The sequence below is a fragment of the Planococcus sp. CAU13 genome (assembly GCF_000775575.1).
Lineage (GTDB): Bacteria > Bacillota > Bacilli > Bacillales_A > Planococcaceae > Planococcus.
Map to the genome: position 1 here is coordinate 1 of NZ_JRGN01000022.1, position 17,741 is coordinate 17,741.

Here is a 17,741-nt window from a genome sequence, read left to right on the forward strand (position 1 = left end):
CTTTCCATTCAGATGCACTTTTCTTTTGGGGAATGCATAAAAGGATACCCGGCAGAGACACAATTGTCCCTCAAATTGTGGCTTCGCCGATTTTCGACCCTATGTCTGACACAATTGTCCTTCAAATTGTGACTGACACAGGGTCACAGCGAGAGTTAAGGTCTATAGGAGATATATCGAATAAAGAGGTTAAGCGGTTTGTTAAAGCCGCTATCATCTTGGGTATACCAAAAGAAATGAGGTGAAAAAATGGTCTTCTTCCTAATCTGGATACTATTAATCATCTACGCCCGCTACCTGGCACCCGGCACCGGCGCGAACAATCCGATTTTCCCGGAACTGTTCGACGGCAACATCGGCGCCATTGACCCGCTCGTCCTGGCCGTGTTCAATTCACTCGGCCTTTTTCCGCTTGTCTTCTTTACCATCCTCGTGCTGAATGACCACTGGCGCTTTCCCGCCTGGCCGTTCACACTCCTGTCTTTCGTCATCGGCGCCTTTGCACTCCTGCCCTATTTCGCATTCGGACTCCGAAAACCAAAAAAGAACCTGCGCACACCGCGCTGGCTCATCCGTTTCCTGCGTTCCCGTTTCTGGCTCATCACGCTCATCGTCATGTGGGCCATTAATCTGTTGACGCTGCTGCAGGGTTTTTCATTCGCCGACTATGTCGACTACTTCTTCGCCTCCAGTCTCGTGTCTGTCATGACCGTCGACTGGTTCGTGCTGTATGGCCTGTCTGTTTACACCGTTTACCGTCTTTATCCGGATGCGCGAGCCAAAGGACTGGCGTGGATTCCGATTATCGGGCCGGTACTGGTCTTGTTGCGGAACAGGCAATTAGTGGAGGAAAACAGTGAACGCACAGTTTAGTCGATTAACGTCACCGCCACAATCTCATCCAGCGCCAAACGGTGTGTCCCAAAAGGACTCTCGTAAACAAGCTCACGACGAGCAATATTGATATCTTCAATAACACCCCGGTGCTTGAAAATCTGCTTGTCCTTCCAGGTCTCGATCAGCACTTCGCATTTCCGTTTCAAGGCGATGTCCAATTCCTCCTGGATTAACTGAAGATCAAACTCATCGAGGTCAGGTCTCGGCACATGCTGGTCTTCCTCGTACCATTCACGCAGCATCTGGATGTGCTCCGGCAGCATCAGCCCTTGCCACTTAATGTTGCCGCGGTCCTTGATATCTCCCTGCATCTTGAACTCTCTGTTCATCTTCTTCATCTAAATCACCCCCTGCAAGAATAAGAACATTTGTTCTTATTCTATACCACGAATGGAAGAGCGGCAATCCTTTCTGGCAATAAAAAATGCTGAAGTAAATTCTTCCGCGGTTAATTCCGCACATTGCTGATAAATATTTGGAAATGAAGACTCAGAAAAAAGGATTGGCAATATTCTCCTGCTTCTATATACTGAGGAAAATGCCTTTGGAATGGGGATTCTATGAGCCAAATAACTACTGTCCGTAAAAAACCTAAAAAAGATAGTTGCATCAAAGATTTCTTTGCTGAGTTCAGCCTGAATCTTGTCTTCGAAATGGCAATCAGTTTCATCTGGAACGTCATCTTATTTATTCCAAGGGTTATTATCCGCATGATAAGCAATATATATTGAATAGAAATAGCCCGCTTCCCTCATAGAAGCGGGTTTTCATTTATTCCCTGCTTAAAAGATACCGGACCAGCAATCCTTTCTGGCCATAAAAAAATCCACTCAGCCGAAAATGAGTGGATTTTTACTTATTAAATTGTTAATTTAATCTGGCTATTTCAAATAAATTCTTGCACCAGTAGCTGCTGCTACATAAATATTCCGCTTACCTCTCCCTGTCCTGATCGTCACCACATCCTTTTGCGGCCGTCCAAGAATTTTATATTCCAATCCGCCGAACCGGGCAGGCGTCAGACTCCAGTCACTGTTCTTAGCAACCGGCTGCACGCCAAGCGGATACGTCTTCCAGGTCTCCGCTGTTTTTGGCAATAAAACAAATTCCTTCATCGAAAGCTGCTCCGAAACAGATGATGGCTTCGCTTTCGCAGACGATTTCACTGCCGCTTCTTTCGCATCACCCAATCTGATCACCTGTCCGATCCGCAAAGCATTCGCATCCACCCCGGGATTCGCCGCCAGCAGATCCGCCACCCGGATGCCGTCCATATTATTGGCGATATTCCAGAACGTGTCGCCTTCCTGAATCGTATGCGTCGCCGGCACCGCCTTGATGAACGCTTTAGGATCCAGGAAATTAAAAGACCCTTTATAATCAAACACGCAACACGCCTTCCAGCCGTAACCCGGCATTTCATGATGCGATTTGTCTTCACGGCCGATGCCGTCCGCCACCAGCGCCGCCTGCAATTCATTGATCGTCTCTTTGACAAAATCCTGCATCCGTTCATTGCGGTAATCGCCCGCCACGCAGATACCAAGCGAATAATCATTGGCATTGCCCGCGTGATACGTGCGCCGGTCAAAATCATGCGCCCAGACAATCCGTGCCCGTTTGCCGCGCGGTGTCTGCACTACATTTTTCGGCTCGACGATAACCGCATAAGCGACACCCGGCCAGCCATTCACGTCCATATGATACTTCGCAAAACTCGCCGCATCCGATCCCGCCAGATGCGACAGCGTCAGCGAATGATGCCAGACGCGCGTGCTAATCTTTTTACTGCGCGCGGGGTAATCCTGCTTTTTCGGCAGACTGTCCCGCAGATCCACTAAATTCGGCAATGCTAGAAAGTTTTTCATCAACTAACCTCCATCATTTTAGTTTTGATTCCTTTCAGCATTGCCTTATCTGACACTCTCCGCTTTCCAACCATGCGGCCCTTTCCCCCAGCCTCCAACCACAGTTCCCATCGCAATCACCGCATTATCGAACACATAATCCTCCAGCAAAAACAGCTGATTATGAAGCGGGATAAGCAGCCCTTCCAGTACCAGCTTTTCGCGCAGCCTCACATAATTCTTCGGGCATTTCGCCGTAGTCGACACGGCAAACTTTGACCCTTTCAGGACAATAAATTTTTCTCCCATATAATAGCCGCTCGCATCCGCTCCCCGTTTTGACGTAATCGTCAGGATCTCCGGTAGCTCTTCTTCCACCGCCATCAGCAGGAGCCCGGCATCGAACGGATCTACCGGGGTCTCTTCCCGCGTCGCTTTATCCACTTCATAAAACTGATAAAGCTCGCCGTAATCCGGTTGGGTGATTCTTTTAACAAAATGTGTTTTGGTCATTTTTCTCATCTCCTTCTATAAAATAGGTTCCTTACCACGTATATAGAGAGATGAGAGAGAAAAGGAGACATTTTGCTGAAATTAATAAAAATCGGCAAAAAAGCGGACTGCCATTTGGCGGTCCGCTTCTCTTTTAGGTTATTAGAATCAAACACTTTATTTAAGCATTTACTTGGGCCATCATTTTATTGTAGTCAAGAATTTCTTTATCCGTGAAGACGTTTGCTGCCAGTCGTTTTACCTTATCCCAGTACTCCGTTTTAAACTGAGCGTAGTCCATACTTTGTTCGCCAATGAAATCAACCAAGCTTCCTCCAGTAAAGAAAACATGGGTTTTTGGATATTTGGCATCCCAATAGATATTTCCGGTAAGTTTTAATTCATTATCTGTCCCTTTGATTCGGATAGTCAGTGTAACAGCACATCTAAGTCTTGGTTCTCCTCCGTCATGTCCTGGTCCTTTTCCTTTTATAATCATTCTCGATACGTATTGGTCGTTTTCAAAATGCATTTCTTTTTCGGTGATTTTGAACTCCATTATTGTCCCCCCAAATTCTTTTTACATTTACGTACTTTTCTTTATTTACTGCATTTTTTTTAGAATAATTTTGCATCTCAAATTCAGTTTAGTTTCCACTATTAACGTTGGTTTATTTCACCTCGTTATAGTCGGAGCCAAATTAGCTACTTTTGCTAAATTGTAGTTCGACAATTAAATCCGTTCCTTGAGTAGCATTAACTTATAGACAGAAAATATCCTTAAAACTTATTATAATTTTCAAGAAAACAGGATAAACCCTCTCAAAAGAATAGCCTTTCTGAGAGGGCTTTTACAAATTTTTATAGCCTATTTAATGGAACATACTCCGTATAATCTCAGAGTATTCTTACATGAATCACAAGAGGTTAAGAGAAAGAACATACACAAGGTACAGTTTCATCTTGAATCTTTAAGAATTGTTCGATACCCTCTCGATCCATCCGTTCTCTGTACTCCCTTAAAGTATAAGGGCCTCCGTCTTTTTTAAGAATAGAAACATTTTTTTCAAAATCTTTACGGAAATTTTCTTCCATTTCTTCTTGGAGTGCGTAGCGTTCTGGCCAAACTTTATATAGTTGGGCATAATGCTGGAATCCTCCACGAACACAACGGCCTCCGCAGTTAGCATGGGAGAATCCCATTGCATACATTCTAGGAAGCTTAATACCCCACTCTTCTTCGATTATGGATTTTACATCGATATCTTCTCTAAAAGTTTCAATCATTGGAAACCTTGTTTCAATCGGCTCTAATGGACGATGTTCATAGAACTCCTTCAAGTTATCTGAGCGATGCGTTTCATGAGGTCCGATGCCGAAGTAAAGAACTGGTTCAAGGTTATGAACATCTCTCAATTCTTCTAAAAATACAATTGTCTGTTGAACTTTCAACTCTTCTGAACACTTTGCCAAACGAGAGTTCCCGAGGAAGCGATAATCATAAAACACTTCTTCTGGAGTTCTTCCGTCTACTCTTTCAGTAATTTCGACTCCTATATAATCTGCAACTTCATACATGAAGCGATAATTGTCTTCATCTTCCCACAGGGTATTTGTAAAGAATAATATGCTATTCTCTTTCCCGTGTGTCTGAACCATTTGATATGCAACATAAGCACTTGAAGCCCCGCCACTATACATTGCCACATGCACTTTTTTTCTTTCCAAAATAGCCCCTCCTTTTAATCTATATACTCATCCAACAGCTTAAAGACAAGATATTCTATCTCTTCTCTCGGGACACTTCTTCCAGCATTATTAATGATACGATTTACATTTTCATAAACAGTTATCGCTTTATTAGAAAGCTCAACTTTTTTAATGGATTTATGTGAATCGTTATATTCCACTAAAATTGTATCTTTATTTTCGGAAGACATTTCCATATCCCTATAATCATTCTGCATCTGCCGAACGAATAAATCAAATGTTGTGTCTGACCAATTCCTTAATTCTACTCCTGTGTAATTTAAAGCAAATTTTTCGATGAAATCATTCGCTTCCATATCCATAGACTTTAAAAGTCTATTTCTTTTCACTAAATCTGGAGAATAAGACTTCAATCGGTCTTTCAGCTCTGTTGAAGAACTTGCGAAGAAAGTTTCATGCAATTCATTTTCCAATTGTTCCTTAAACTGGTCGAAATGACCTTCCAATTCTACTTTCATTTTTGCTAATGAAAGGGGATCCTGAAAATTAGCTTGAAGCATTTCAAGGCTATTTATGGGATTGACTTCAATTCTTCTGGCCATCGTTTTAAACTCAAGTAACTTTCTAGACATCTGCTCAGTGGTTTGAGAATGTCGGGGCAATTGGCGGAGCCAATTCAATAAACCGCTGCTTGCTCTGATAACTATTGTTTGGTCTCTAACATACTCACTCTCATACTCATGGAATACTTTTTCAATACCACTTACAAACTGTAAAAATCCAGATGAATAATCATTAAAAACAAATTCATATTCATCAGGCTCTTTGAATATTCCATAAAGCTTTTCGGCATCAATAGCTGTCACGTACATACCATTTCTATAAAACATTAGTTGCTCCCAAATGTCTCTCAAAAGGCCAGCAAACAATAATGGGATAAGAGGTTTTCGAATTCCGAATGGTGGGGAAGTAAATATTTTCTCCAGATCTTTCACGGAACCCTCTTTACGCTCAGTAATATATTCTAAAAGCGATTTCCTTAAAATCAAATATGGTTTATATGACAATTGACTTAAATTACTCACGTCTAAACTATTATTTTTAAATACGGTAGCGTATATTAAATAATCCGGCCCCTGCCCATCAATTCCAATACGTTCAAATTGAGGGTTCTTAATGATGTTATCCAATACTGTATGGATAGCTTTAGTTTGCATTCCATTTAAGTTTCTTCTATTGATAGAATCATTTCTGATTTCTGGGGTGTCCGGATATAATTCATACATGATTTCACTTATTTTATTTTCTAACTGGACTGGATGTGTCATCACCACTTTAAGTCCTCTATAATACCAAACAATATTCTCATTGAAGTTTTCGAAGTCCTTTAGAAATTCTTGTATTTCAAACTGAATTTCTGCTATTAATATACTAACTTCTTCATCTAATCTAATATGTTCCGAAAGTATTTTTTTGTTAGAATAAATAGCTCTCAAGCATACCAACCGATCAATTGAGTTTCTAATAGATTTAAACTCTATATTTGTTACTGCAAAAATTAAGAGTTCATCATTGATAGCGGAAAGTGATGTTTCGACATCAGCATGACTTTGACTACCTGTTGGAATTATATAGAATATTTGTCCGTCTGAATCAAACTGAATCTTTTCTTTAAATCCTTCTTCGAACAGTTGGTCAGAAGTTATTAAATTCACTTGCATAAACCGTGTAATACTTTTTTCATCGTTATAATCAGTTGCTATATAAAACTTTCTTTCCAACAATTCCTTCAAAACGTCTAATCGATTTTCATTGCTGATTTTCAATAAAGCTCTCTCTTGTTCTAACAACTCATCCACTAACACAGAACTGCCTTCGTTTAGTTCCCACTGGCCAAGGATGCGATTAAAACGAAGCATCTTGTGTTGAACCAATATATCAAGATTCGCGTTTATTTCATCTAAAGTCTGACCAGTTCCAAAACTCAGCAATTCCTTGTTCAGCTTTACAACATTCGTTGAATTAGACAGATCCCAAAGAGTAATTATCTTCAGCAAATCAATTTGCCCTTTGTTTTCTTTATTGAGTTTCATTTTATTCGTAACTTTTACGAAAGTTTTCAAAGATTTGAAGCTGTCATCTGCTAAGTATTCGCTCATAGAGTTTTGAAAAAAATAATCAAATAACATATGTGGGTAATACATGCCATCTTTTCGTTTGTTGACGAAATTTATCAATCCGCCTGTTTCATCACTTTCTAAAAATGTAAAAAGGGTACGCTCATTTTGTCCGAAGGTACTTGAAAGTCTTGGGAGTAAAAATAGAGCTAATGGATGTAAGGGATAAGAACCCTCTACAATTAGTTTTTCTGTTTCCTGATGATTTAACTCACTAAAAAGGTTATATCTTTTTAGAATCCATTTGGAATCTGCAGCTTCTAAATTAAGCAACATTAATTCCTCTTGTAAGTTTTTCGTGAATTCTTGGGCAATTCTATAGAAAGTAGCTTTATCACTTTCTACAAAATATGTTTTAAAGCGCTTTTCAATTCTCTGGAACTCTGCTTTGAATTCCTCGTTATGTCCTAACATATAATGTGACATATTTTTGTGAGAAATTAATAATAATTGAATTGTATTGTCACTTCGATTTGCAGCTTCAGCTAAATCCTGCAAATCCTGCATAGTTTTGTATACTTGCGAAATTTCCATGGACTGAAGAAAGCGACCAAATTCATCGTAAACGATAAAGAATTTTAGATTCCTTTCTTTTAACTGAGCAGTAATGTAACTTATTTTCTCCAAAAAATTCGCTTCATAATCTACTTGGAATTTTGCACCTGCGCTTAAAGTGGAAAAAGTTTCCTTAAACCATTTAACCTCTTGTTCCTCATTTATCTCTAGCTGTTTTAACCATCTAGCGAGGGTAAATCCATATTCTTTTAAAAACTTTTTAAACAGATTCAATGTTTTCGGGAACTCTAATTCCCAATTACTTATAGTTTTTTGTATTTCTTCGACCTCACCTGGAACCTTAATTTCATAACCTGCATTTTTTACTGACTTAACAATTGAATTTATAATTGTTCTACTAAATGCACCTTCATTTCCCGATAATACTACCGGAATGAAATGTGAATTCGAATCTTTCGCTTCAGTCAGTTTATTAAAAATTTCTTGATCTACATCCTTAAACTTCAGGATCAATTTATCGAAGTCGGATTCCTTAATTTTATTCGAAAAAATATCTGCTACTATTGTAGCTGCTAAAGATTTCCCACTTCCATAGGGACCAATCATAATGTGAGCATTGTTATTTTTTTCACCTAAAAAACCGCCTATAATACCTTTTAAAAGTTCTGCATGCGACGGAGTTGGTAAATAACGTTGAACAAATTCCTTATTTCCGATATCAAATTTCAAGTTAACGCTTGTACTGAAGGTTTTTTTGTTCTTAGTTATCATAAATTTTTTCTACCTTTCGCTGATACTCGTTCTTAATAAAATCTATTGAAGATACGTCAGGTAAACGTAATGTATCAAGGTTATTTGTCCTCGTGAAAATTGCCGGATATTCTAGGTGTTCAGTCCACTCACTTATCAAAGTGACAATAGACGATCTTTTCATATTAAAAAGTTTCCCAAGAAGTCCTTCCTTATGAACAATATCATCTAAGCTTATAGATAAAGTATTATGAAGTTCACCAAATTCCAATAACGTATAACCAACTAACAGCAAATTATCTTTATCCATTTTAACTTCTTTTTTATAAATAATACCGTTCCTCTCCTCTAACAAACCCAACTTATGAAGAGGACTTAAAATGACTTCTTCAGGATCAGAGGCACTTCCTCCAGTTGTATACAGCTTGATAAGACAATCGATATCTCTCTTCAAAGAATTTTCCGAAACGACTCTTTTTTCACGTTTTTGAACCCAGTTCGCTAATTCACCCAATACTTCTTCTCTAGTAAAAACTGTTTCGGTGTAAACATTAAAAAACCAGTACCAAGTCGTACTTATTTCTTTATTTGTAGCTAGAGAATGATGTAACAAGCCTGCGGAGTTAAAATATTTTATTGCTCTGTCTTTTTCCTTAATGAAGCTGCCTAGTGATGTGATTTGATGATACTTATTATTGTTTTCTTTCACTTCTTCAAATAATTTTGTAGCAATAATCCAGTGCTTTAATGATTGCACCATATTTTTTCCAAGTCCCATTTTTTCAAAAGCATCTTTTTGATAGAAAAAGGAATTATTTACCTCTAGATTTTTAATTGCCTTACTTAGCCATCGGTCTCTTAAATAGAAACTTTGATGTTGACTATATCCCATTTTGCACGCCTTCTTTCGGTGGAGTATGGCTCCAGTAAAAATAATTTCAAAGAAAAAAGACAAACTGTCTTTTTTCTTTGATAGTTTATTTTTTAATATTTCAAACAATTAATTAATTTTCAAAAAAACGAAATAATGATTTCTCTACTACCGGTTCTAAAAAAGGACTCTTTCCTCTTGTTGTAACATCAGATCCTTTTGCAATTAAAAAATCTCCTTTGCCTGCCAACTTTTGAGCTCCGGTTAAAGCGAGTATAATTTTTGATGCGCTAGAATCAGTAACCTTTAACGACAATCTCGCAGGCAAGTTATTCCGTATTTTAGTATTAATAATATCAGCTCTTGGATTCTGCGTACATATTATTAAATGAAATCCAGCTGCTCTACCTTTTTGAGCTATTGATTGAATTGCTTCCTCTACTCTTTTCACATTTTCTTTGTCTGATAACATAAAATCAGCAAATTCATCAAAAACAATTACATTATGACTCATTCGATCATCGGGATTTTCATCGTTATAATCATTAATATTTTTATTATAACTAGCCACCATCTTAGTATATCTAGCATTCATTTCATCTCTTAATTCTTCTAATCTATCAATTGCTTTCTCAATATCAAATATAACTTCCTTTGTATGCTCTTTGTTTAAATAAGGTGCAAATTCAACTTGTTTTGGGTCAATAAACACAAACTGAACTTCTTCTTTTTTATATAAAAGCATTAATGAGAAAATAATAGAGTTTAACGTTACGCTTTTCCCACTACCAGTAGTTCCACCGACTAGTAGATGTGGTGTAATTGAGTCATTAAAGTCTATATAGATTATTTCATTTAATGGATCCATACCAATAGGAACAATCAATTTCCCTTTTAATTCTTCTTCACTAAATTTTTCTCTAACTTTTTTAAAAAAAAGATCAAAATAAATTGTTGATGGTTTTTCCCTAATTATATCTAAATATAAACCTTTTTCGTCAATAGATAAGTGGGGCTCAGCTTTTAATCCCAACCAAATGATAATATCTTTTAAGTGTGGGGCTATTTTATTCTGTGAAATACTTTTTGGTAAATCAATATAAATTCTGATTACGCTAGATCCAATAATCGTTTCTTTAATATCTATTGGAGTATTGTGCGCAGCAAATCCTCTTATTAGCTTTCTAGCATACATACTTATTACTTCTTCTAGATTTTCTTGTGTATCCTCTCTGTGCAAATTTAATTCTTTAAAAGCAAGTACTTCAGGATAATTAAATTCCTCTCTTTCTTTTTTTCTTTCGCTTATCTCGCTAATAGGACCTATTAAAGAGTCATCTTTATGACTTATAGTATCCTGAACCACATCTTTCAGTATTGTACTTTTATCATTTGAATTTTTTTTATCCGCACCAATATAATTTTCCAATTCAGGATAGAGATCGTACTCTACTAAAATCTCTTCTTTGATATTTAAAGTACTCAGGATGTAATTCCGATTATGAATTTTCACTTTAACATCATGCTCTAATAGTTCCTCTATTACTCCTTCAGCATCAAGATTGCTATAGTCATGTAAATTGGATGTATAACAATATATATTAATCTCTTTATTAAAAGTCACTTCGATTTGATCATTTGCAATTTGTTGAAGTTTTTTAAGAACCTGTATTTCACTTTCAGTAAAAGCTTTATTTTCAATAATGTAATTAACAAACTCTTCACGCCAAAACTTCGTTTCAATGGTTACATCATTAAAGTTAAATAAACTTTTGTATAAGTCTCCCCCAGCCTCTACTTGTTTAATTGCATCAACTCGTTCTTTTGAAATAAGTGCGGCATTTATAAACTTTAATTCAACAATTTTAAAATCAATAAGAATATTACCGTTTTCCTCTATAATTGTGGTGTCAATTAGATCGGGACGTAGGTTAGTTTTCAAATTATTATTTCTAAACCATGGCAATTCATCGCAAAGAGATACTATTTCTAAAGCTTGGGGAGGTGCTATACGCTTTTTAAGATACAAATAGTTTGAGATTAATTCATGAGTAAACTTACCCGGTCCCATAGCTCTCAAGATTAAAGCACCTGAAGTATTTTTCACTTTGCTTACCATATCAGTAATTATTTCATTTTTTGTTTCTTTTACTTTCAATAGATGAGTAATTTTATTTCCGATACGATCGTAGTAGAAGGTGTCACGATCCGCAGTATTTAACTTCAATATTCTTTTAGATGAAGAAACAATTAACTTGAACTCTCTACTAACTCCCGCTTTTGATTTGTATTGAATGACTTGAGCTTTTTGAGACGATTTCTGCAGAAGAGTTTTATCTAAATTCTTATCTAGAATCATTACCCATTCAAAATTGTCATGGATTAAATCAATTAAATTACTCTCCAAGTGGCTACTTGCTGTAATTATTTTGTCTAAGGACATGTACTCATTTTCTTTAGGCATAGAATTTGTATTCATTACAAATTGAATATTATAGTACTGCTTTAAAAACTTTGGCGCTCTCATACTAGTTAGAGGAATCCTTTTAATTGATTCATTGACTCTAATAGGCTCTTGTAACGTTTCTTCAAACCAATTAGAATTTGCTGCATCCAGGTCCGTAGTAACATATTGATATTTCACTTGATTATTTTGAGCAAAGTAATTACTTAAAACTACTATGTCTTTGTCAGTCATATGCTTATCAATTTCTTCTTTAATAATATTAGGCTTATTTCCAGAAATAACTTTGAGTTCTACTTTCGGAAATTTCTGATTTGGGAGGACCGAAGATAATTCTTCATTTTGAGAGATCCATCGATTGATTTCAGTATGAATTAGAGCGCTTTGATCAGAATGCACTATTATCTTCAACTTTTTTATTTTCAGCTTAGTATCTAATAATTTCTTTATTGATTCTATTATAACTTCTGCTGAAATCGTATAAAGGAATAATATGTCCAACCCATCCTTAGCAAAAGGATATATCTCCAGATAATTTCTAACTACATTACTGAGTTCAGAAGATATTTCTTTAGAAATATTCTCTACTCTTCTTTGCCCTGTAGTTGAATTATAATAATAACCATTTCCAAAAAACTCCTCTTCTAATACTAAAAACTCTGTAGACTGGTCATCAGCCATGTATGTTGGTGCTAGATTAGAAATCTTTTTAATTTCATATTTAAGATATTCATCTCTTTTTTGAATCTCTATAGGCTGACTTCGAGCGAAATTAGCCCATTTACTAATCAAGTCGTTCACAGATTTAGTTTTTTCTATATAAGAAAGCAATTTTATTGGATTAATTAAAGTTAGAATTTTGCTAGAAGGAACATTGTACTTTTCAAGTTCACCTTCATATATATCTATCGAACCAATGTTATTGAAGTTTTTTAAAAGGTTTTTAGAAATATTAGTCTCAACATAGAGAAATTCAAATAAATCTTGTATTTCACTCTTAAGATCTTGAATATCTATACTGTATAATCCTCTTTCAAAAATTTCTTGAGTTTTTATTGTGTAGCCTTCTAAAAAATTCACGTATTTTTTGTAAATAATATAAAGGTCCGAATTAGGGTTCTCCATATAGTTACCAAATTCTTTTTTAATATTCTCTATTATACTTATATGATTAATTGAGGAGCTGTTGTCGGTCTGAATGTAAAAACTCTTATCTTTCTCCATGCTTGCCATAATAGATAGTACATCGTTTTTGTTAAAGTTAATTATTTTAAAGTTTGCTGTACCTATATTTTCACCTTTATTAAAAAACTCTAGTGAGAATACCAAATCTTCTTTTTCTTTATCTGTAATCTTGTAAACTGGCATATACTCTAAATTTTTTATATATTTATCGATTTTCAAAAAATAAAAATCAATCAAGTGTTTCTGAATTTCACTTAAATCATCTTTTACAGAAATCTTCATTCTTAAATCTGGAATGGCATCATTATTTTCTATAAAAGAAAATGTTTCATAAAGCAAAGCATCTAATATGTCTTCATATTCTGACGGATGTAATATTTTCTCAATACGTCTATTTAAATCTTTTAAAACTTTTTTATCTACAGCAAGTTTACCGTAATGTTCCTCTATAAAATCTTCGATTTGCTGTGCATCTTCTGTATTTAAAATGTCAAAAACTTCTTTCTCGAGATCTAGTTTTTCTTTTTCAGTCTTACCCTCGTCTTCTAGTAGATCTAGTATTCTTTCTTCCTGAGTTTTTTTAGCTTCTTTAAAATCGAATATTTCTCTAACTACACGAAAATCTATCTTTAAAGCTTCTTCTCTTACTTTTCCGTCTACTAATTCATTAATAATTCTTCTTAAATTCTCTACCTTTTCATCATGAAATTGACCATCTATACTTTCCCATATTTCACTGTCATAATTATTCTCTATTTGATTAGAGATAAAAGAATACACTTTATCAATTGTTTTTTCCGCATCTAAAGCTTTACCTTTACCATTCTGCATATTTGCTAACAAGTAGTTCTCTTTTAATCTCTTTTTATCTTTACTATCTAGACTTAATTCTCTATCATTAAAAAATCCTAATGTAAATAAATTTTCTTGAATTTTTTTATCTATAGAATATCCCTTATCATTAATTACTTTAGCCATAAAGTTTCCAATAGCATTTAATTGCGGAACAGTGACATATTTCAACATATCAAAAAAGACGGATAATACTTTTATATCTTCTTTGGGAAAACTAAATTGATTATATAAATACTCAAATAATATTTCTAAACCTCTATTAGACAAAAGGTAAGATTCATCCATTTCAAATATATTTTCCAAACTTTGTTCTCCACTTGATTCACCATTTATTATAAAAATTAACACATTATCAAAATTCAAATTATTTCTTAACTTAATGCTTGTTTCATTATCTTTTATGGAATATTCCATACTATTATTTACGGGTATTATAGTCCTGATCACAGGATTGTAGTACATATTAAAATTCTCTAAATCTGCTTCAAGAAATTTCTCTATGGTTTCATCATCAAAACCAGATATTTTTATAAAAAGTCGGCCATTGTTTTGTCTTTTTTGTTCTTTTAAATATCCTTCTACTGCTATATAAAGCCATTTTGATATCAGTTCTTTATTAGTTAACAAAGTTAGCACCTCTATCTTTTGTTATAAGGATTAATTATCATTGCTGTTGCATCTGAATATTCTGTTAACAGACCGTTTTGTTTAAGTTTCATTCTCAAAGCATTCTCATTATTTTTAAAGTATTTTATATTTAAACCAGACTTTTCATAAATTTTGCTCTTAATTGCCTGACGATCACCTATAATGATTCCGTATTTTTCATTTAGCAATTCCAAAAACCTTTGAAATTCCATTTGTCTTTTAGGTTCTAGATTAGAATAGACCAACGTTTGAAGGAAAATATCAGAAAAGTGGTATCTATATTTTGAACCAGCCCTATACCCACCGACTCCACCATCTTTAGCAAGAGTTCTAATTATAGTTAGTTTAGATTTTTTTAATTGATCAGAAACCATATCTTTTACGACTGGATAAAGCCGATTTGTTAAATCATTTTTGTTTTTACAACCTCTTGCTACTGTCAGTATTTGTTTTTTTCTTTCTTCGCTTAACTTTGCCAAACCTAAACTCTTTAGTAAGGGATGGTTTTTGGTAACTTGATTTTCTCTCCACGAATTTAAATTTTCCTCTGAATAATTAGTACTCAAGAAATTTTTATAAAACTCATTAAATTCAGTGTCAAATTTTTCTTTTATAAGATTTTCATTACTTAAAAAACTCTCGTTTGAGAGTTTCAATATTGGCTTTTCTTCAGTATCTAAACAATCTACAAAAAACTCACTTTTTTGTGAGTCTGTTGCTCTGTAAAGCATGTATTGCAATAGTTGAAAAGAAATAAGGCTTGTTAAAAATTTAAACATTTCATATATGTCAATATTCAACTTTAAAATTCTTTCCAGTTCTTCTGAGAATTTTTCATATAAATCACACTGTCTAATTGGCAACACAGGAGTTTCTTTACTAGTTCCATCTGATTCTAAGGCAAAATCTTTTCCATTTAATAGATACTCGCTTTTTTCATCAAAAATTTCTGTCAATCCTGAAACAAATTTGTATATTGATTTATTTTCATTTAATAATTCTCGAAATCTTTTCTCAATATAATCTCTTCTCTCAGGATGATTACTAACTCCGTCCTTTATCATCAAAAAATATAGTTCTCCACCTCTAGCGTAGAAATTACGCTCATAGCTCACATCTCCATTTTTCACTCGAACTTCAAAAAACAACAATGATTCGTGGAGAGGATAAAGGGATTTTGCAAACCACGATCTATCTGCTACTTGACCCGCATTATTAATTAAAGGGACTTCCAGATTTCTTAAAAAACTTTGAATATCCCTAATTTTATCTTCTTCTTTAATTTTATTTTTTAAAGCTTTTTGGAACTCGACATCTAATTTCGCTTTATTTCTCTTGGAACCTTCCTTTGATCCCTCAAATATAAATTTCCTGAAGTTTTCTTGCTTTTTTCTTGAATAATGTGTTTGATTAAATGAATAATCTGTTCCTACCAAAACATTCAAAAATTCTAAAACATATTCCGGGCCTCTTTGTGCAGCTAAAAAACGATGTCCCCAAATTCTTTCAGAGATTTTCGAAGAAAAATTACCAATATCTTTTACCTCTTCCATGCTTCTCACCTCTTCTTAATCTATTGACAATTCTGTTTCTATATATAATCCTCTTGACTGGTCATATTTAAGTATTTCTAGATCTTCATTTATTTCATTTTCAAGCGCCATCAATTCATTTCTAAATGTATCTACTAATATTTCTACTTCGTTCTTTAATATATTATGAGTGCCTCCGCCATGTAATCTCATTAAATATTCGAAAACAGCGAGATTAATTCCTAATTCTGTTTGTTCACCTTTAATTTTAAGAATAATCTTTGACGGTAAATGGTCAATTTCTTTTCTGAGCGGTTCAATACCTAAATCAAGTTCCCCCTTTTTGAATGTGTTTTTAATTAAAAGAGTTTCATTAATTGCATATAAATTTTTAACATACGTGGGATCGATCAACTTTCTAGAAAATGAACGGTTCAATGAAGGTATGAGAATTTTCTTAAATTCATTCATTTTGTTTTCATTCATAATCTCTTTAAAATCTTGGACGTACTCAAAAGGCAAAAGTTTTTCAACTGATAACAAATTTTCATCTGCTTCAAAAAAAAGCTTTCGCCTTAATTTATAGACCCAAAAAGAAATATCATTATAAGTAACCTTTTCATTATGATCTCGATATAAGTTCAATTGACTTTTAAAGTATCCTCTTTTTAAATCTATAGAATCATTAATTATTTTTTTGTGTTCCTTTTCTAAATTTAATTCACCCGAGATATCCCCATTTATTATAAAGTCATCAATGTATGAGTAGGAATATTTTCCAGGATCAATTGTTTTAAGTACTTTAAGGGCTTGAATTTTATCTATTTGACCATTTATTGCTGATGCGCCATAATAATTTTCATAATACACCTTGTTAAAATGCGAATCTTTGTACTCTATATTTTCGGAGGAAACATCATCACACTTTAATCCTCCAGTGATTGTATAAGCTAAGTGAATCAGCATTTCACGCATAGTAATGTGTTCAGACAAATAATCTAGTGTTCTATATTGATTAACTAATTTCCCTTGAATTTTTGGTTCGCTTAATTTTTGATAATTATGAAAAATTATACATTCTTTAGAAAGTGCGCAATGTCTACAATCGTTCCAATATTCTTCTTGTGTCCACTCCTGAATTATTCTTTCAGCATAAACAGAAGAGGTAACGTCCTGTAGATTTATAATTTCAAATTGCTCGTTGTTATTTAAATGATTATCGAATCGCTTCCTTACTTCTTCTTGAAGAAAATCTAAACCACTTTCAGAAAGTGACTGCGTTAACTTGCCTTCATTAGCAGCAATTAAATAATATCTCTCTTTTTTTTCTTTTAGTGTACTTTCTAAATCTAACAATATACTTTGTATGTTTTTTTCAGGCAACTCAGATAAATCTTTTACGATTCTAATCTGTTTATTTAAGAATGTAACATCAATAATCCCTTCACTTGACCATGATTGCATCTCAGTTGAAGTTAAAGAATTATAAATCTTTCTACATAATCGAGTCTTTCCATCTCCGGCATTTCCGGATAAAATAATATTTCTTGGTTTTTCTTTAAAAACATTTATTAAGTACTCCTCAATTTTTGTATCTATAGAAAATGCATATTTGCTTAGTTCATCGTCTTCATATGTATATTCATCATAGATTTTTGAATGATTTGGAGACAACACATTATATTGATCTAAATAATCAACGAACTGGTTTCTTTCCAATCTAAACACCTCCGTATTTGATAACATCTTTAATATATGGTTTTAAAATTTATTAATCTGAATTCTAATTTCAATTCT

12 protein-coding genes are annotated in these 17,741 nt (G+C 34.2%); 2 read left to right on the forward strand and 10 right to left on the reverse strand.

Annotation, left to right across the window (positions count from 1 at the left end; all coding sequences use genetic code 11):
* Both KW93_RS17675 and KW93_RS00685 read left to right on the forward strand, forming a co-directional pair.
* Positions 1-245: hypothetical protein (locus KW93_RS17675; protein ID WP_033541026.1), on the forward strand; the 245-nt coding region annotated here is incomplete at its 5' end.
* Between the two features lie 4 nt (positions 246-249).
* Positions 250-873: a hypothetical protein gene (locus KW93_RS00685; protein WP_033541027.1), complete on the forward strand. Its 624-nt coding sequence runs from the start codon at positions 250-252 to the stop codon at positions 871-873.
* On the opposite strand, the gene KW93_RS00690 is transcribed toward KW93_RS00685, so the two are convergent.
* The 10 genes from KW93_RS00690 to KW93_RS00735 all read right to left on the reverse strand — a co-directional run bounded on the left by KW93_RS00690 (position 870) and on the right by KW93_RS00735 (position 17,663).
* Entirely contained in the window at positions 870-1,235 is a 366-nt protein-coding gene (locus KW93_RS00690; RefSeq protein ID WP_052131400.1) for a YolD-like family protein, read from the reverse strand. The two genes, KW93_RS00685 and KW93_RS00690, sit on opposite strands and share 4 nt — an antisense overlap.
* A 543-nt stretch (positions 1,236-1,778) precedes the next feature.
* On the reverse strand, positions 1,779-2,765 hold the full coding sequence (locus tag KW93_RS16835; RefSeq protein ID WP_052131401.1) for a LysM peptidoglycan-binding domain-containing protein: 987 nt from the start codon (positions 2,763-2,765) through the stop codon (positions 1,779-1,781).
* 45 nt (positions 2,766-2,810) lie between these two features.
* Positions 2,811-3,257 carry a methionine sulfoxide reductase gene (locus KW93_RS00700; protein WP_033541028.1) on the reverse strand — a complete coding sequence of 149 codons (447 nt, stop codon included), beginning with the start codon at positions 3,255-3,257 and terminating at the stop codon, positions 2,811-2,813.
* Between the two features lie 160 nt (positions 3,258-3,417).
* On the reverse strand, positions 3,418-3,795 hold the full coding sequence (locus KW93_RS00705; protein WP_033541029.1) for a hypothetical protein: 378 nt from the start codon (positions 3,793-3,795) through the stop codon (positions 3,418-3,420).
* Positions 3,796-4,163: 368 nt separating this feature from the next.
* Entirely contained in the window at positions 4,164-4,964 is an 801-nt protein-coding gene (locus KW93_RS00710) for a hypothetical protein (protein WP_235318326.1), read from the reverse strand.
* Positions 4,965-4,978: 14 nt separating this feature from the next.
* Entirely contained in the window at positions 4,979-8,410 is a 3,432-nt protein-coding gene (locus tag KW93_RS00715) for a hypothetical protein (RefSeq protein ID WP_033541031.1), read from the reverse strand.
* Positions 8,400-9,281, reverse strand: a complete 882-nt coding sequence (locus KW93_RS00720; RefSeq protein WP_033541032.1) for a DUF4007 family protein — start codon at positions 9,279-9,281, stop codon at positions 8,400-8,402. Before KW93_RS00720 ends, KW93_RS00715 begins: the two co-directional genes overlap by 11 nt.
* 112 nt (positions 9,282-9,393) lie before the next feature.
* A complete protein-coding gene (locus KW93_RS00725) occupies positions 9,394-14,391 on the reverse strand; it encodes an FtsK/SpoIIIE domain-containing protein (protein ID WP_033541033.1) in 4,998 nt (1,665 codons plus the stop codon).
* Positions 14,392-14,402: 11 nt separating this feature from the next.
* Entirely contained in the window at positions 14,403-15,965 is a 1,563-nt protein-coding gene (locus KW93_RS00730) for a hypothetical protein (protein ID WP_033541034.1), read from the reverse strand.
* A 15-nt stretch (positions 15,966-15,980) separates the two neighbouring features.
* Positions 15,981-17,663, reverse strand: a complete 1,683-nt coding sequence (locus KW93_RS00735; RefSeq protein WP_033541035.1) for a hypothetical protein — start codon at positions 17,661-17,663, stop codon at positions 15,981-15,983.
* Positions 17,664-17,741: the final 78 nt, after the last annotated feature.